This window comes from Haemophilus parainfluenzae (genome assembly GCF_003252755.1).
Lineage (GTDB): Bacteria > Pseudomonadota > Gammaproteobacteria > Enterobacterales > Pasteurellaceae > Haemophilus_D > Haemophilus_D parainfluenzae_N.
In genome coordinates, this window is sequence record NZ_QEPT01000003.1 from 213749 (window position 1) to 227864 (window position 14116).

Annotated in this window: 28 protein-coding genes; 1 reads left to right on the forward strand and 27 read right to left on the reverse strand. The window is 40.6% G+C overall.

Annotation, left to right across the window (positions count from 1 at the left end):
- Positions 1-660, forward strand: coding sequence for a bifunctional tRNA pseudouridine(32) synthase/23S rRNA pseudouridine(746) synthase RluA (gene rluA / locus DPV95_RS05665; RefSeq protein ID WP_049368070.1), 660 nt, complete (start codon positions 1-3; stop codon positions 658-660).
- Between the two features lie 57 nt (positions 661-717).
- Here the strand turns inward: rluA and rplQ are convergent, their stop codons facing one another.
- The 27 genes from rplQ to rplC form a co-directional block, all read right to left on the reverse strand.
- Positions 718-1101 carry a 50S ribosomal protein L17 gene (gene rplQ / locus DPV95_RS05670; RefSeq protein ID WP_005695104.1) on the reverse strand — a complete coding sequence of 128 codons (384 nt, stop codon included), beginning with the start codon at positions 1099-1101 and terminating at the stop codon, positions 718-720.
- Between the two features lie 40 nt (positions 1102-1141).
- The gene (locus DPV95_RS05675; RefSeq protein ID WP_005695102.1) at positions 1142-2131 is read right to left on the reverse strand and encodes a DNA-directed RNA polymerase subunit alpha; all 990 of its coding nucleotides are present in this window, start codon (positions 2129-2131) and stop codon (positions 1142-1144) included.
- Between the two features lie 31 nt (positions 2132-2162).
- The gene (gene rpsD, locus DPV95_RS05680) at positions 2163-2783 is read right to left on the reverse strand and encodes a 30S ribosomal protein S4 (RefSeq protein WP_005625866.1); all 621 of its coding nucleotides are present in this window, start codon (positions 2781-2783) and stop codon (positions 2163-2165) included.
- 29 nt (positions 2784-2812) lie between these two features.
- On the reverse strand, positions 2813-3202 hold the full coding sequence (rpsK, locus tag DPV95_RS05685) for a 30S ribosomal protein S11 (RefSeq protein WP_005543603.1): 390 nt from the start codon (positions 3200-3202) through the stop codon (positions 2813-2815).
- A gap of 16 nt (positions 3203-3218) precedes the next feature.
- Entirely contained in the window at positions 3219-3575 is a 357-nt protein-coding gene (rpsM, locus tag DPV95_RS05690) for a 30S ribosomal protein S13 (protein WP_005548758.1), read from the reverse strand.
- A 141-nt stretch (positions 3576-3716) separates the two neighbouring features.
- The gene (gene rpmJ / locus DPV95_RS05695; protein WP_005625868.1) at positions 3717-3830 is read right to left on the reverse strand and encodes a 50S ribosomal protein L36; all 114 of its coding nucleotides are present in this window, start codon (positions 3828-3830) and stop codon (positions 3717-3719) included.
- A 28-nt stretch (positions 3831-3858) separates the two neighbouring features.
- Positions 3859-5184 carry a preprotein translocase subunit SecY gene (gene secY, locus DPV95_RS05700; protein WP_005695101.1) on the reverse strand — a complete coding sequence of 442 codons (1326 nt, stop codon included), beginning with the start codon at positions 5182-5184 and terminating at the stop codon, positions 3859-3861.
- A 7-nt stretch (positions 5185-5191) separates the two neighbouring features.
- Positions 5192-5626: a 50S ribosomal protein L15 gene (gene rplO / locus DPV95_RS05705; RefSeq protein WP_005695100.1), complete on the reverse strand. Its 435-nt coding sequence runs from the start codon at positions 5624-5626 to the stop codon at positions 5192-5194.
- Between the two features lie 4 nt (positions 5627-5630).
- A complete protein-coding gene (rpmD, locus tag DPV95_RS05710; protein ID WP_005543631.1) occupies positions 5631-5810 on the reverse strand; it encodes a 50S ribosomal protein L30 in 180 nt (59 codons plus the stop codon).
- A gap of 6 nt (positions 5811-5816) precedes the next feature.
- On the reverse strand, positions 5817-6317 hold the full coding sequence (rpsE, locus tag DPV95_RS05715; protein ID WP_005695098.1) for a 30S ribosomal protein S5: 501 nt from the start codon (positions 6315-6317) through the stop codon (positions 5817-5819).
- Between the two features lie 14 nt (positions 6318-6331).
- Positions 6332-6685: a 50S ribosomal protein L18 gene (rplR, locus tag DPV95_RS05720; protein WP_005695097.1), complete on the reverse strand. Its 354-nt coding sequence runs from the start codon at positions 6683-6685 to the stop codon at positions 6332-6334.
- A gap of 13 nt (positions 6686-6698) precedes the next feature.
- Entirely contained in the window at positions 6699-7232 is a 534-nt protein-coding gene (rplF, locus tag DPV95_RS05725; RefSeq protein WP_005698881.1) for a 50S ribosomal protein L6, read from the reverse strand.
- A gap of 15 nt (positions 7233-7247) precedes the next feature.
- Positions 7248-7640, reverse strand: coding sequence for a 30S ribosomal protein S8 (gene rpsH / locus DPV95_RS05730; protein WP_005625877.1), 393 nt, complete (start codon positions 7638-7640; stop codon positions 7248-7250).
- Between the two features lie 36 nt (positions 7641-7676).
- The gene (rpsN, locus tag DPV95_RS05735) at positions 7677-7982 is read right to left on the reverse strand and encodes a 30S ribosomal protein S14 (protein ID WP_005695094.1); all 306 of its coding nucleotides are present in this window, start codon (positions 7980-7982) and stop codon (positions 7677-7679) included.
- A gap of 11 nt (positions 7983-7993) precedes the next feature.
- The gene (gene rplE, locus DPV95_RS05740) at positions 7994-8533 is read right to left on the reverse strand and encodes a 50S ribosomal protein L5 (protein WP_005695093.1); all 540 of its coding nucleotides are present in this window, start codon (positions 8531-8533) and stop codon (positions 7994-7996) included.
- Between the two features lie 17 nt (positions 8534-8550).
- Positions 8551-8862 carry a 50S ribosomal protein L24 gene (gene rplX, locus DPV95_RS05745; RefSeq protein WP_005695092.1) on the reverse strand — a complete coding sequence of 104 codons (312 nt, stop codon included), beginning with the start codon at positions 8860-8862 and terminating at the stop codon, positions 8551-8553.
- Between the two features lie 13 nt (positions 8863-8875).
- Complete coding sequence (gene rplN / locus DPV95_RS05750) at positions 8876-9247, reverse strand: 50S ribosomal protein L14 (RefSeq protein WP_005619403.1); 372 nt, start codon at positions 9245-9247, stop codon at positions 8876-8878.
- 238 nt (positions 9248-9485) lie between these two features.
- On the reverse strand, positions 9486-9743 hold the full coding sequence (gene rpsQ / locus DPV95_RS05755) for a 30S ribosomal protein S17 (protein WP_005695091.1): 258 nt from the start codon (positions 9741-9743) through the stop codon (positions 9486-9488).
- Positions 9743-9934, reverse strand: a complete 192-nt coding sequence (gene rpmC / locus DPV95_RS05760; RefSeq protein ID WP_005695090.1) for a 50S ribosomal protein L29 — start codon at positions 9932-9934, stop codon at positions 9743-9745. Before rpmC ends, rpsQ begins: the two co-directional genes overlap by 1 nt.
- Positions 9934-10344: a 50S ribosomal protein L16 gene (gene rplP / locus DPV95_RS05765; protein WP_005695088.1), complete on the reverse strand. Its 411-nt coding sequence runs from the start codon at positions 10342-10344 to the stop codon at positions 9934-9936. Before rplP ends, rpmC begins: the two co-directional genes overlap by 1 nt.
- A gap of 13 nt (positions 10345-10357) precedes the next feature.
- Positions 10358-11065, reverse strand: a complete 708-nt coding sequence (gene rpsC, locus DPV95_RS05770) for a 30S ribosomal protein S3 (RefSeq protein ID WP_005640982.1) — start codon at positions 11063-11065, stop codon at positions 10358-10360.
- A 17-nt stretch (positions 11066-11082) separates the two neighbouring features.
- Positions 11083-11415 carry a 50S ribosomal protein L22 gene (gene rplV / locus DPV95_RS05775; RefSeq protein ID WP_005625897.1) on the reverse strand — a complete coding sequence of 111 codons (333 nt, stop codon included), beginning with the start codon at positions 11413-11415 and terminating at the stop codon, positions 11083-11085.
- Positions 11416-11426: 11 nt separating this feature from the next.
- A complete protein-coding gene (gene rpsS, locus DPV95_RS05780) occupies positions 11427-11702 on the reverse strand; it encodes a 30S ribosomal protein S19 (RefSeq protein ID WP_005539416.1) in 276 nt (91 codons plus the stop codon).
- 24 nt (positions 11703-11726) lie between these two features.
- A complete protein-coding gene (gene rplB, locus DPV95_RS05785) occupies positions 11727-12548 on the reverse strand; it encodes a 50S ribosomal protein L2 (RefSeq protein ID WP_005640979.1) in 822 nt (273 codons plus the stop codon).
- Positions 12549-12565: 17 nt separating this feature from the next.
- Positions 12566-12865 carry a 50S ribosomal protein L23 gene (gene rplW / locus DPV95_RS05790; protein ID WP_005632756.1) on the reverse strand — a complete coding sequence of 100 codons (300 nt, stop codon included), beginning with the start codon at positions 12863-12865 and terminating at the stop codon, positions 12566-12568.
- Complete coding sequence (gene rplD, locus DPV95_RS05795; RefSeq protein ID WP_049368069.1) at positions 12862-13464, reverse strand: 50S ribosomal protein L4; 603 nt, start codon at positions 13462-13464, stop codon at positions 12862-12864. The genes rplW and rplD overlap by 4 nt, the downstream gene beginning before the upstream one ends.
- 15 nt (positions 13465-13479) lie before the next feature.
- Positions 13480-14106 (reverse strand): 50S ribosomal protein L3, encoded by a 627-nt coding sequence (gene rplC / locus DPV95_RS05800; protein ID WP_005632753.1) that lies wholly within the window; start codon positions 14104-14106, stop codon positions 13480-13482.
- Between the last annotated feature and the right edge of the window lie 10 nt (positions 14107-14116).

Genomic DNA, 14116 nt, shown 5'->3' on the forward strand with positions numbered 1-14116 from the left:
ATGGCACTTATTGAATACCACCCCCCTTTAGAACCGTATTTAGATATTATCTACCAAGATAATCATATCTGCGTAGTAAACAAACCAAGCGGTTTACTTTCAGTCCCTGGCAATCAGCCAGAATACTATGACAGTGCAATGAGTCGGGTAAAAGAGAAATTTGGATTTTGTGAACCTGCACATCGTTTAGATATGGCCACAAGTGGGATTATTCTATTTGCATTAAGTAAAGCGGCAGATAAAGAGTTGAAACGTCAATTTCGTGAACGTGAGCCAAAGAAATATTATCAAGCTTTAGTATGGGGACACTTAGAACAAGATAGTGGGGAAATTAATCTTCCCATGATTTGTGATTGGGAAAATCGCCCGCGTCAACGCATTGATTTTGTATTTGGTAAAAGAGCGGTCACGTTTTATGAAGTTCTAGAAAGATTACCTACTAACTGCACTCGAGTAAAACTGACACCAATCACAGGACGTTCACATCAACTACGTTTACATACACTCGCACTAGGACATCCTATTTTAGGTGACAAATTTTATTCTCACCCACAATCTAAAGCGATGTCACCTCGCCTATGCTTACATGCAGAAGAACTTACGATTACTCATCCTATTACAGGTGAGAAAATGACATTCAGAGCTGAAGCTGAATTCTAGAAAAAGAAATATAAAAAAGGCTCACATTAGTGAGCCTTTTCATTTTATAACAAATTATTATTCCGCTGCTGCTTCTGCAACTTCTGGACGATCAACTAACTCAATGTATGCCATTGGAGCGTTGTCACCTGCACGGAAACCACATTTTAAGATACGGGTGTAACCACCTGCACGTTGAGCAAAACGTGGACCTAATTCATTGAATAATTTCGCAACAGTTTCGATGTTACGAGTACGAGCGAATGCTAAACGACGGTTTGCAACGCTATCTTCTTTTGCTAATGTAATTAACGGTTCAACTACACGACGTAATTCTTTAGCTTTTGGTAAAGTAGTCTTGATGATTTCATGACTAACTAAAGCACTTGCTAAGTTACGGAACATCGCTTGGCGATGGCTGCTATTACGGTTTAGTTGACGACCACTCTTACGATGGCGCATGATCTTATCCTTCTCAGAAAAATCTTAACCTATGACCAAACTAGTCTTCAGCAATACTTGCTGGTGGCCAATTCTCAAGGCGCATACCAAGTGACAAGCCACGTGAAGCGAGAACGTCTTTAATTTCAGTAAGAGATTTCTTACCAAGATTAGGCGTTTTTAATAACTCAACTTCTGTACGTTGTACTAAGTCACCGATATAGTGAATTGTTTCTGCTTTCAAACAGTTAGCAGAACGAACTGTCAACTCTAAGTCATCAACAGGACGTAATAAAATCGGATCAAATTCCGGTTTTTCTTCCTTGACTTCAGGTTGACGAACATCACGCAAATCAACGAATGCATCGAGTTGCTCTGCTAAAATTGTTGCTGCACGACGAATTGCTTCTTCCGGATCAATAGTCCCGTTAGTTTCTAACTCGATAACTAGTTTATCTAAGTCAGTACGTTGTTCAACACGTGCTGCTTCAACATTGTAAGCAATACGGTCAACCGGGCTATAACAAGCGTCTACTAATAAACGACCGATTGGACGATCTTCATTTTGTGAATGAGTACGAGCAGATGCAGGTACATAACCTCTACCACGTTGAACACGAATACGCATATTAATAGATGCGTTTTCGTCTGTTAAGTGACAGATTACATGTGATGGATTAACAATCTCAACATCACCATCGTGGGTGATATCTGCTGCAACAACAGGGCCAATTCCAGATTTATTTAATGTCAGAATAACATCATCTTTATTCTGTACTTTAACCGCTAGACCTTTAAGGTTTAAAAGAACTTCAAGAATATCTTCCTGAACACCTTCTTTACTACTATATTCATGCAATACGCCATCAATTTCTACTTCAGTTACAGCACAACCTGGCATTGAAGACAGAAGGATACGACGTAATGCATTCCCTAGAGTATGACCAAAGCCACGCTCTAACGGTTCTAAGATCACCTTAGCATGAGTAGAGCTAATTTGCTCGATATCTACTAAGCGTGGTTTTAAAAATTCTGTAACAGAACCCTGCATTTTATCCTCTCTTTGCTTTTAAGCTTAACTATTATTTAGAGTAAAGCTCAACGATCAGATGTTCGTTAATGTCTGCTGATAAATCAGAACGTTCAGGAACACGTTTGAACACACCTTCCATTTTCGCAGAATCAACTTCTAACCAAGTTGGTTTTTCTCTTTGTTCTGCTAATTCTAATGATGCTTTAATACGTGCTTGTTTTTTAGATTTCTCACGAACAGCAACGACATCATTTACAGAAACTTGGAAAGATGGGATATTTACAACACGACCATTTACGACAATCGCTTTGTGGCTCACTAATTGACGAGCTTCTGCGCGAGTTGCAGCAAATCCCATGCGATAAACAACGTTATCCAATCTACCTTCTAATAATACTAGTAAGTTTTCACCAGTATTACCTTTTAAACGGTTTGCTTCTTTATAGTAGTTACGGAATTGACGCTCTAAAATACCATAGATACGACGAACTTTTTGTTTTTCACGTAATTGACTACCATAGTCAGACAAACGCGGTTTACGAGCACCGTGTTGACCTGGTGCTGTATCAATTTTACATTTTGAATCAATCGCACGCACACCTGATTTAAGGAATAAATCAGTGCCTTCACGACGGCTGAGCTTGAGTTTAGGGCCCAAATATCTTGCCATTTTCTTTCTCCAACTATCCTATTACGCCATTAAACACGACGTTTTTTCGGTGGACGACAACCGTTATGAGGAATCGGAGTCACATCAGTGATGTTCGTGATACGGAAACCCGCTGCATTTAATGCACGGATTGTTGATTCACGACCCGGACCCGGACCTTTAACCATAACTTCCAAGTTCTTTAAGCCGAATTCTTTAACGATTTCAGCACAACGTTCTGCAGCAACTTGTGCAGCGAACGGGGTAGATTTACGAGAACCACGGAAACCTGAACCACCTGCTGTAGCCCAAGCTAAAGCATTACCTTGACGGTCAGTAATGGTAACGATTGTATTATTGAAAGATGCGTGAATGTGTGCTACGCCATCTACAACTTGTTTTTTTACACGTTTACGTGCACGAACTGGTGTTTTAGCCATTCTTTATTTACCCCGACTATTTTTTGATCGGCTTACGTGGACCCTTACGGGTACGCGCATTAGTTTTAGTACGTTGACCACGTACCGGTAAACTACGACGATGACGTAAACCACGGTAACAACCTAAGTCTAAAAGACGTTTGATGTTTAGTGTTACTTCACGACGTAAGTCACCTTCAACGGTAAATTTACCAACTTCGTCACGCAGTTTGTCAATCTGCTCTTCAGACAATTCGCTGATCTTAACATCTTCAGCAATACCCGCCGCAGCACAAATGCTTTTAGAACGAGTTTTACCGATACCGTAAATTGCAGTTAAAGCGATTACAGCGTGTTTGTGATCAGGAATGTTAATGCCTGCAATACGGGCCACTATGCACTCCTATTATTTTAACTAATTTGGTATTCTGATCTTGAAAAGCCCGTTTTCAGGATACTCAAACAGAATACCAAGGACATAAATGAGTTGAGTAGTATAACTACTCAACCGGTTCTTTGCAAGAAGAAATGTTAATTAACCTTGACGTTGTTTATGTTTAGGGTCGCTGCATAATACGCGAACAACACCTTCACGTTTAACAATTTTACAGTTACGACACATCTTCTTAACGGAAGCACGAACTTTCATTGCTTATCCTTTTTACTTAAATGAACAATTACTGTCCAAAACCTTTAAGGTTTGCTTTTTTTAACGCAGATTCATATTGAGACGACATTAAGTGACTCTGAACTTGCACGATAAAATCCATAATTACAACAACAACGATTAATAAGGAAGTACCACCGAAGTAGAATTTAACATCCCATGCTGATGTCATAATATAAGGGACTAAACATACGAACGTTACATAAAGACCGCCAATTAATGTTAAGCGAGTCATCACTTTATCAATGTAACGTGATGTTTGTTCACCTGGTCTAATTCCTGGGATAAATGCACCAGATTTTTTTAGATTATCTGCTGTATCACGTGGATTATATTGCATTGCAGTATAGAAGAAACTGAAGAAAATAATCGCTACCGCATAAACAAGAAGATATAAAGGTTGTCCAGGATTCAACAACATTGATAAGTCATTTAACCACTCAAACTTATCATTCTGACCAAACCATTGTGTCAATGTAGCTGGGAATAAAATAATGCTTGAAGCAAAAATTGCTGGCATTACGTTTGCCATATTAACTTTTAATGGTAAGTGAGTTGAATGACCACCTAAAATTTGACGTCCTTGTTGACGCTTAGCATATTCAACACGAATTCTACGTTGTCCACGTTCTACGAAGACAACAAAATAAGTTACTGCAAAAACAATAGCAGCGATTAGTAGAAGAACTAAAGGATGCATTTGTCCTTGACGAGCTTGCTCAACTGTTTCGATGATTGCATGCGGCAATCCTGCAACAATACCACCAAAAACAAGAATTGAGATACCGTTACCAATACCTCTTTCAGTAATTTGCTCACCTAACCACATTAAGAACATGGTTCCGGTTACAAGACTCACTACTGCAGTGAAGTAAAAAGTAAAACCGATATTTGGCACTAACTGTGGCAACATATTCGGTAAACCGGTAGAAATTGCGATAGCTTGGATAGTAGCAAAAACCACCGTTGCATAACGAGTATACTTGGTGATTTTTCTTTGTCCTGCTGCGCCTTCTTTTTTCAATTCTGCTAAGGCAGGGGAAACCGTCGCAAGCAATTGCATCACGATAGATGCCGAGATATACGGCATAATACCTAATGCTAAAATTGATGCTCGGCTCAATGCACCACCAGAGAACATGTTTAACATATCAATGATGGTGCCTTTTTGTTGTTCAACTAATTGAGCTAGCACGGCGGCATCAATACCAGGAAGCGGAATAAAAGAACCAATACGATAAACGATAAGTGCACCTAATACAAAAAGCAATCTGCTTTTTAGTTCACCAGTACCACTATTAGTACTTCTGCTTTGATAACCTGGTTGTTTAGCCATTTGCTAATTATTCCTCAACTGAACCGCCAGCAGCTTCGATTGCTGCTTTTGCACCTTTAGTTACACGTAAACCACGTACAGTAACTGCAGATTTCACTTCACCAGCTAAGATAACTTTAGCGAATTGAATATCTTTAGTTAAAATGTTTGCAGCTTTTAATGCTTCTAAAGTGACAACATTTCCTTCAACTTTTGTTAATTCGTTTAAACGAACTTCAGCAGTTACAGCTGATTTCATTGAAGTGAAACCAAATTTTGGTAAACGACGGTATAATGGCATTTGACCACCCTCGAAACCACGACGAACACCGCCGCCAGTACGAGATTTTTGACCTTTATGACCACGACCACCAGTTTTTCCTAAACCTGAACCAATACCACGACCAAGGCGTTTTGCGCTGTGCTTAGCACCTTCAGCCGGAGATAGAGTATTTAAACGCATTCTCTTACTCCTCCACTTTAACCATGTATGAAACTTGGTTAATCATACCACGTACTGCCGGAGTATCGATTAACTCAACAGTATGGTGCATATGGCGAAGACCAAGACCACGCAAGGTAGCTTTGTGCTTCGGTAAACGAGCAATTGAGCTACGAACTTGAGTTACTTTAATAGTTTTAGCCATTATCAATTACCCCAAAATTTCATCAACGGTTTTGCCACGTTTAGCAGCAACCATTTCTGGTGATTTCATATTTGCTAATGCATCAATAGTTGCACGAACAACGTTGATTGGGTTGGTTGAACCATACGCTTTAGAAAGAACGTTACGTACACCAGCAACTTCTAACACTGAACGCATTGCACCACCAGCGATGATACCTGTACCTTCGCTAGCTGGTTGCATAAATACGCGAGAACCAGTGTGAACACCTTTAACTGGGTGTTGTAATGTACCTTCGTTTAAAGCGACATTAATCATATTGCGACGTGCTTTTTCCATCGCTTTTTGGATCGCTGCCGGAACTTCGCGAGCTTTACCATAACCAAAACCTACGCGACCGTTACCATCGCCTACTACTGTTAAAGCAGTAAAGCTCATAATACGACCACCTTTTACAGTTTTTGATACACGGTTTACTGCGATTAGCTTCTCTTGCAGTTCACCAGCTTGTTTTTCGATGTTTGACATCTCAATTTACCTCATTAGAACTGTAGACCAGCTTCACGTGCAGCGTCCGCTAAAGTTTGGACACGACCATGATATTTAAAACCGGAACGGTCAAAAGCAACGTCTTTAACGCCTTTTGCTAATGCGCGCTCAGCAACAAGTTTACCTACTACTGCTGCGGCATCTTTATTACCGGTATATTTAACTTGCTCACGAATTGCTTTTTCAACAGTTGAAGCAGCGGCAAGCACTTCTGAACCGTTTGGTGCAATAACTTGTGCATAGATATGACGCGGAGTACGGTGAATAACTAGACGAGTTACACCTTGCTCTCTCATCATATGACGTGCACGAGCTGCACGACGGATACGAGCTGATTTCTTATCCATAGTGTTACCTTAATTATTTCTTCTTAGCCTCTTTCATACGTACTACTTCATCAGAGTAACGTACACCTTTACCTTTATAAGGTTCAGGACGGCGATAAGCGCGAATATCTGCTGCAACTTGACCAATTAACTGCTTGTCAGCACCTTTTAAAACGATTTCCGTTTGTGAAGGGCATTCAGCAGTAATACCTGCTGGTAAAGTGTGCTCCACAGGGTGAGAGAAACCTAAGCTTAATGCAACTACGTTGCCTTTAACTTGAGCTCTGTAACCAACACCCACTAATTGTAATTTCTTAGTGAAGCCTTCAGTAACACCGATAACCATTGCATTAACTAATGCTCGAGCTGTACCCGATTGAGCATTCGCTTCAACAAAACCTTCACGTGGAGTGAAAGTAAATTGACCATTATCTTGTTTAACTTCAACTGAGTGATGAATTGTGCGAGATAACTCGCCATTTTTTCCTTTTACTGTTAATAGCTGACCGTCGAGTTTAACTTCAACGCCGGCAGGAATATTAACAGGTGCCTTTGCAACACGAGACATTTTCCTACCCCTCTATTAAGCTACGTAACAGATGATCTCACCGCCTAAGCCCGCTTGACGAGCTGCACGGTCAGTCATAACACCTTTAGATGTAGAAATTACAGCAACACCTAAACCACCCATAACTTTTGGTAATTCGTCTTTACGTTTGTAAATACGAAGGCCTGGACGGCTTACACGTTGGATGCTTTCTACAACCGGTTTGCCTTGGAAATATTTTAAAGTAATTTCCAATTCAGGTTTTGCACCTTCTAAAACTTTAACGCTTTCGATATAACCTTCAGCAGCTAATACGTTGGCAATTGCCACTTTTAGCTTGGAAGAAGGCATATTGATTGCAACTTTGTTCGCAGCTTGACCGTTACGAATACGGGTCAGCATATCTGCGATTGGATCTTGCATACTCATTGTACTTTTTCTCCGATTCCAAAATAAAGTGGTATATTACCAGCTCGCTTTTCTAAGGCCAGGGATCTCGCCGCGCATAGCAGCTTCACGAACCTTAATACGGCTTAAACCAAACTTACGTAAAACGCCGTGAGGACGTCCAGTTTGGCGGCAACGGTTACGTTGACGACTAGGGCTAGAATCACGTGGTAAAGTTTGTAATTTTAACACTGCATTCCAACGATCTTCGTCAGAGGCATTGACATCAGAAATGATTTTCTTTAATTCTGCACGTTTAGCGAAGAATTTTTCAGCCAATTTAACGCGTTTTACATCGCGTGCTTTCATTGATTGTTTTGCCATTATAACCTGCCTTATTTACGGAATGGGAAATTAAAGGCAGCAAGTAGTGCTTGACCTTCTTCATCATTCTTAGCAGTAGTTGTGATAGTGATATCTAAACCACGTACACGATCTACTTTATCGTAATCGATTTCAGGGAAGATGATTTGTTCACGCACACCCATGCTGTAGTTACCACGACCATCAAATGATTTCGCGCTTAAACCGCGGAAGTCGCGAATACGTGGAACAGCAATTGTAATTAAACGTTCAAAGAACTCCCACATACGCTCACCGCGTAGTGTTACTTTACAACCGATTGGATATCCCTGACGGATTTTAAAGCCAGCAACAGATTTACGAGCTTTAGTTACTAAAGGTTTTTGACCGCTAATTGCTGCTAAGTCCGCTACTGCGTTGTCTAGCAATTTCTTATCGGTCAATGCTTCACCCACACCCATATTCAGGGTAATCTTTTCGATTCGTGGGACTTGCATGACAGATTTGTAGCCGAATTTATTTTTTAACTCGTTTACTACTTGATCTCTGTAGTAATCATGCAGTTTCGCCATCGCATTACTCCAGTTTGTTAGATAATTTCATTGTTAGATTTGAAGAAACGTACTTTTTTGCCGTCTTCGAATCTAAAACCTACACGGTCAGCTTTGTTTGTTTTTGGATTGAAAATCGCAACATTAGAAGCATCAATAGCTGCTTCTTTTTTCACTAAACCACCAGCTTGTCCTAAAGCAGGAACTGGTTTTTCATGTTTAGTGATGATGTTGATACCTTCAACAAACACTTTACCGTTTGGTAACACTTTAGTTACCTTGCCACGCTTGCCTTTGTCTTTACCGGCAAGTACGATTACTTCATCGTTTTGACGAATTTTTGCAGCCATTTCTCACTTCTCCTTACAGTACTTCTGGTGCCAAAGAAATGATCTTCATGAATTTCTCAGAACGAAGTTCACGAGTCACCGGTCCAAAAATACGAGTACCGATTGGTTGCTCTGTGTTATTGTTTAAAATTACACAAGCGTTACCATCGAAGCGAATGACTGATCCGTCTGGGCGACGAACACCCTTCTTGGTGCGCACAACAACTGCTTTTAATACATCACCTTTTTTAACTTTACCGCGTGGAATTGCTTCTTTCACAGTAACTTTGATGATATCACCAATAGCAGCATAACGACGGTGCGATCCACCTAGAACCTTGATACACATTACGCTGCGAGCACCAGAGTTATCGGCAACATCCAGCATAGTCTGTTCTTGGATCATATTTTATGCTCCGTTAAGTTAATAATACACCCTTGCGGGACGAACCTATCCATGCCTTATAAAGATATATGGCGGATAGGTGGCGGAGTTTACCAAAATCAAGCTAGAAACGCAATCAAAATTTTACGCTTAAATTAGCTCATTTAAAGTGCGGTCAAATTTTCATGACTTTTAGCAAGCCGTGGAAAGAAAAAAGCCAACGGTATAAACCATTGGCTTTTATTTTTTAACTTGTTAATTAAGCAATAACTGCTTTCTCAACAACACGAACTAAAGTCCAAGATTTGGTTTTAGAGAGAGGACGACATTCGCGAATCTCTACTACATCACCTAATTTGGCTTCGTTGTTCTCATCGTGTACGTGTAATTTAGTTGTACGACGGATAAATTTACCGTATAACGGGTGTTTTACCTTACGTTCAATAGCAACAACGAAAGATTTTTCCATTTTGTCGCTAACAACTTTACCTTGTACGCTACGAATTTTATCAGTCATTACTCACCCGCCTTCTCAGTTAAAATGGTTTTAACACGTGCGATATCACGACGCACTTGTTTAGCCTGATGGGTTTGTTGAAGCTGACCGGTGGCTGTTTGCATACGCAATTTGAATTGTTCACCTAAAAGGTTCACTAACTCATTATTCAGCTCTTCAACACTTTTTGTACGTAAATCTTGAGCTTTCATTACATCACCGTCTTAGTTACGAAGGTAGTCTTGATTGGCAATTTAGCAGCTGCTAATGCAAATGCTTGTCTTGCAATCTCTTCTGACACACCATCCATTTCATAAAGTACTTTACCCGGTTGGATTAAGGCTACCCAGTACTCAACGTTACCTTTACCTTTACCCATACGGACTTCTAATGGTTTTTCAGTAATTGGTTTATCTGGGAAAACACGGATCCAGATTTTACCTTGACGTTTAACTGCACGTGTCATTGCACGACGAGCCGCTTCAATTTGACGAGCGGTTAAACGACCACGACCAACTGCTTTTAACCCGAATGTACCGAAACTAACTTCAGTACCACCCGCGATACCACGGTTACGGCCTTTGTGAACTTTACGGAATTTTGTACGTTTTGGTTGCAACATTTAGCGTTTCTCCTTACTTACGACCTTTGCCACGCGGAGCCTTTTTAGGCTTGTCGGCAGGTTGTTGTTCTGATTGCGCAACTGCAGCCATTCCACCCAAAATTTCACCTTTGAAGATCCATACTTTAACGCCGATTACGCCGTATGTAGTATGAGCTTCTGCAGTGTTATAATCGATGTCCGCACGAAGAGTATGTAGAGGTACACGACCTTCACGATACCATTCAGAACGTGCGATTTCTGCACCACCTAAACGACCGCTAACTTCAACTTTGATACCTTTAGCACCTAAACGCATTGCGCTTTGTACCGCACGTTTCATAGCACGACGGAACATTACACGACGTTCTAATTGAGAAGCGATGCTATCTGCAACTAATTTTGCATCTAATTCCGGTTTTTTCACTTCAGCAATGTTGATTTGAGCCGGAACGCCAGCGATTTGAGATACTGCGTTACGTAATTTTTCAACATCTTCACCTTTTTTACCGATAACGATACCAGGGCGAGCTGTGTGAATTGTTACACGAATACTTTTCGCTGGACGCTCAATAGTAATACGTGAAACCGAAGCGTTTGCTAATTCTTTAGTTAAGAATTTGCGTACTTTGAAGTCACCGTCAAGATTGTCGGCGAAATCTTGTGTATTCGCGAACCAAGTAGAGTTCCAAGGTTTTACAATACCTAGGCGAATACCATTTGGATTTACTTTTTGACCCATTGCTATTCCTCTACTTATTAACGATCTGACACAACCACAGTGATGTGGCTAGTACGTTTTAAAATACGATCTGCACGACCTTTAGCACGTGGCATAACACGTTTCATGCTAGGACCTTCGTCAACGAAGATTTTAGCAACTTTAAGATCATCGATATCTGCACCATCATTATGCTCTGCGTTAGCAATAGCAGACTCTAATACTTTTTTAACTAAAGCCGCAGCTTTTTTGTTAGTAAAAGTTAAGATTTCTAATGCTTGCGCAACTTTTTTACCACGAATTAAATCGGCAACTAAGCGAGCTTTTTGGGCAGAAGTGCGAGCGTAACGATGTTTTGCGATAGTTTCCATCTATTTACCTCTTATTTCTTAGCTTTCTTATCTGCCGCGTGACCGCGGTATGTACGAGTCGGTGCAAATTCACCTAATTTATGGCCGATCATTTCATCAGATACATAAACAGGAACGTGCTGACGACCATTATGGACTGCGATGGTCAATCCGATCATTGAAGGAATGATCATTGAACGACGGGACCAAGTTTTGATTGGTTTTTTATCCCCGCTTTCCACCGCCTTCTCTACCTTCTTCAACAAGTGTAGGTCAAGGAAAGGACCTTTCTTGAGAGAACGTGGCATGGCTTATCCTCTTATTAATTTAAATTATTTGCCACGACGACGTACGATATATTTATCAGTACGTTTGTTGTGACGAGTTTTCTTACCTTTAGTTTGAACGCCCCAAGGAGTTACTGGGTGTTTACCAAAGTTACGACCTTCACCACCACCGTGTGGGTGATCTACTGGGTTCATTGCAGTACCACGAACTGTAGGGCGAATACCTCTCCAGCGGTTAGCACCAGCTTTACCCAATACGCGAAGCATATGTTCTGAGTTACCAACTTCACCGATTGTAGCAACACATTCAGCTAATACTTTACGCATTTCGCCTGAACGTAAACGTAAAGTTACGTAGTTGCCTTCACGAGCGATGATTTGTACATAAGCACCAGCAGAACGAGCGATTTGACCGCCTTTACCTGGTTTTAATTCAACGTTATGTACTGTTGAACCAACTGGGATATTACGCATTGGTAATGAGTTACCCACTTTAATTGGTGAGTTAACGCCAGATTGGATTTGATCGCCAACTGACAAACCTTTAGGTGCTAAGATATAACGGCGTTCACCATCTTTATAAAGCACTAAAGCAATGTTAGCTGAACGGTTTGGATCATATTCTAAACGTTCAACAACCGCTGGGATATCTAACTTGTTACGTTTGAAATCGATTAAACGGTAATGTTGTTTATGACCACCACCGATGTGGCGAGTGGTAATACGACCATAATTGTTACGACCACCAGTTTTAGATTTAGTATCTAGAAGAGGCGCGTAAGGTTTACCCTTGTATAATTCAGGGTTCACGATTTTAACAACGTGACGACGACCAGCGGAGGTCGGCTTACATTTAACGATAGCCATTCTCTAATTTCCTCCGATTACTCTGCACTGTCCACGAAGTCCAAGTTTTGGCCTTCGGCTAAAGTTACATAAGCTTTTTTCCAGTCGCTGCGACGACCCATTTTGTTACCACGGCGTTTAGTTTTACCTTTAACAACCACAGTACGAACTGAGTCAACTTTTACTTCAAATAATTGAGCAACAGCAGCAGCAATTTCAGCTTTGTTCGCATCTAAAGCAACTTTAAGTACAACAGTGTTAGATTTTTCAGCATTGTTAGTTGCTTTTTCAGAGATGTGCGGTGCACGTAGCACGCTTAGCAAACGTTCTTGACTCATGCTAGGATCTCCTCAATTTGTTTCACAGCATCAACAGTAACAATCACTTTATCGAAAGCGATTAAGCTAACTGGATCGATACCTTGAACATCACGTACATCAACTTTATATAAGTTACGTGCCGCTAAGAATAGATTTTCATCTAAACTTGCTGTGATAATTAACGCATCTTCAACTGCTAAATCTTTTAATTTTTGTACTAATACTTTAGTTTTTGGTGCATCTAATTCGAATTTTTCAACAACAACCAAACGGTCTTGACGAACTAATTCAGAAAGAATGCTTTTGATAGCACCACGGTACATTTTCTTGTTCACTTTTTGGTTGTGATCTTGTGGTTTTGCCGCGAAGGTTGTACCACCAGAACGCCAGATTGGTGATTTGATATCACCAGAACGAGCACGACCTGTACCTTTTTGACGCCAAGGTTTTTTACCTGAACCAGACACTTCAGCACGAGTTTTTTGCGCACGAGTACCTTGACGAGCACCTGCTGCATAAGCAACAACAACTTGGTGAATCAAAGCTTCGTTAAACTCACGTCCGAAGGTAGTTTCAGAAACAGTTAGTGCGTTTGCACCTACAACTTGTAATTCCATCTCTATCTCCTAGACTTATGCTTTAACTGCCGGCTTAACGATAACATCGCCATTGATAGCACCAGGTACAGAACCTTTTACTAATAGCAATTTACGCTCAGCATCTACACGAACAACTTCAAGTGATTGAACGGTTACACGCTCAGCACCTAAATGTCCTGCCATTTTTTTACCTTTAAACACACGACCTGGAGTTTGGTTTTGACCAATAGAACCAAGTACACGATGTGATAAAGAGTTACCGTGTGTAGCATCTTGAGTACGGAAGTTCCAACGTTTAACACCACCTTGGAAACCTTTACCTTTAGAAGTACCAGTAACATCTACTTTTTTAACATCTGCAAAGATGTCAACATTGATTTCTTGACCTAAAGTGAATTCTTCACCTTCAGTACGAAATTCCCATAAACCGCGACCAGCTTCAACACCTGCTTTCACGAAATGGCCTGCTTCAGGTTTAGTTACACGATTCGCTTTTTTAGAACCAGTAGTAACTTGAACTGCAGTATAGCCATCGTTTTCAAGAGTTTTAACTTGAGTTACGCGGTTGGCTTCGATTTCGATAACGGTAACTGGTACAGAAACACCGTCTTCATTGAAGATACGGGTCATACCAACTTTACGACCGACTAAACCAATCATTGTAATAACC

What these genes read in the sequence shown, in the direction of transcription:
- rplW (WP_005632756.1), bottom strand. Translation starts at nt 12,865, where the DNA reads ATGAGTCAAGAACGTTTGCTAAGCGTGCTACGTGCACCGCACATCTCT.
- rluA (WP_049368070.1), top strand. Translation starts at nt 1, where the DNA reads ATGGCACTTATTGAATACCACCCCCCTTTAGAACCGTATTTAGATATT.
- rplX (WP_005695092.1), bottom strand. Translation starts at nt 8,862, where the DNA reads ATGGCTGCAAAAATTCGTCAAAACGATGAAGTAATCGTACTTGCCGGT.
- secY (WP_005695101.1), bottom strand. Translation starts at nt 5,184, where the DNA reads ATGGCTAAACAACCAGGTTATCAAAGCAGAAGTACTAATAGTGGTACT.
- rpmD (WP_005543631.1), bottom strand. Translation starts at nt 5,810, where the DNA reads ATGGCTAAAACTATTAAAGTAACTCAAGTTCGTAGCTCAATTGCTCGT.
- DPV95_RS05675 (WP_005695102.1), bottom strand. Translation starts at nt 2,131, where the DNA reads ATGCAGGGTTCTGTTACAGAATTTTTAAAACCACGCTTAGTAGATATC.
- rplD (WP_049368069.1), bottom strand. Translation starts at nt 13,464, where the DNA reads ATGGAATTACAAGTTGTAGGTGCAAACGCACTAACTGTTTCTGAAACT.
- rplN (WP_005619403.1), bottom strand. Translation starts at nt 9,247, where the DNA reads ATGATCCAAGAACAGACTATGCTGGATGTTGCCGATAACTCTGGTGCT.
- rplP (WP_005695088.1), bottom strand. Translation starts at nt 10,344, where the DNA reads ATGTTGCAACCAAAACGTACAAAATTCCGTAAAGTTCACAAAGGCCGT.
- rplO (WP_005695100.1), bottom strand. Translation starts at nt 5,626, where the DNA reads ATGCGTTTAAATACTCTATCTCCGGCTGAAGGTGCTAAGCACAGCGCA.
- rplC (WP_005632753.1), bottom strand. Translation starts at nt 14,106, where the DNA reads ATGATTGGTTTAGTCGGTCGTAAAGTTGGTATGACCCGTATCTTCAAT.
- rplR (WP_005695097.1), bottom strand. Translation starts at nt 6,685, where the DNA reads ATGGATAAGAAATCAGCTCGTATCCGTCGTGCAGCTCGTGCACGTCAT.
- rpmC (WP_005695090.1), bottom strand. Translation starts at nt 9,934, where the DNA reads ATGAAAGCTCAAGATTTACGTACAAAAAGTGTTGAAGAGCTGAATAAT.
- rpsS (WP_005539416.1), bottom strand. Translation starts at nt 11,702, where the DNA reads ATGCCACGTTCTCTCAAGAAAGGTCCTTTCCTTGACCTACACTTGTTG.
- rpsN (WP_005695094.1), bottom strand. Translation starts at nt 7,982, where the DNA reads ATGGCAAAACAATCAATGAAAGCACGCGATGTAAAACGCGTTAAATTG.
- rplF (WP_005698881.1), bottom strand. Translation starts at nt 7,232, where the DNA reads ATGTCTCGTGTTGCAAAGGCACCTGTTAATATTCCTGCCGGCGTTGAA.
- rpmJ (WP_005625868.1), bottom strand. Translation starts at nt 3,830, where the DNA reads ATGAAAGTTCGTGCTTCCGTTAAGAAGATGTGTCGTAACTGTAAAATT.
- rpsD (WP_005625866.1), bottom strand. Translation starts at nt 2,783, where the DNA reads ATGGCAAGATATTTGGGCCCTAAACTCAAGCTCAGCCGTCGTGAAGGC.
- rplQ (WP_005695104.1), bottom strand. Translation starts at nt 1,101, where the DNA reads ATGCGCCATCGTAAGAGTGGTCGTCAACTAAACCGTAATAGCAGCCAT.
- rpsE (WP_005695098.1), bottom strand. Translation starts at nt 6,317, where the DNA reads ATGTCAAACATCGAAAAACAAGCTGGTGAACTGCAAGAGAAGCTAATC.
- rplE (WP_005695093.1), bottom strand. Translation starts at nt 8,533, where the DNA reads ATGGCGAAACTGCATGATTACTACAGAGATCAAGTAGTAAACGAGTTA.
- rplV (WP_005625897.1), bottom strand. Translation starts at nt 11,415, where the DNA reads ATGGAAACTATCGCAAAACATCGTTACGCTCGCACTTCTGCCCAAAAA.
- rpsK (WP_005543603.1), bottom strand. Translation starts at nt 3,202, where the DNA reads ATGGCTAAAACACCAGTTCGTGCACGTAAACGTGTAAAAAAACAAGTT.
- rplB (WP_005640979.1), bottom strand. Translation starts at nt 12,548, where the DNA reads ATGGCTATCGTTAAATGTAAGCCGACCTCCGCTGGTCGTCGTCACGTT.
- rpsH (WP_005625877.1), bottom strand. Translation starts at nt 7,640, where the DNA reads ATGAGTATGCAAGATCCAATCGCAGATATGCTGACCCGTATTCGTAAC.
- rpsC (WP_005640982.1), bottom strand. Translation starts at nt 11,065, where the DNA reads ATGGGTCAAAAAGTAAATCCAAATGGTATTCGCCTAGGTATTGTAAAA.
- rpsQ (WP_005695091.1), bottom strand. Translation starts at nt 9,743, where the DNA reads ATGACTGATAAAATTCGTAGCGTACAAGGTAAAGTTGTTAGCGACAAA.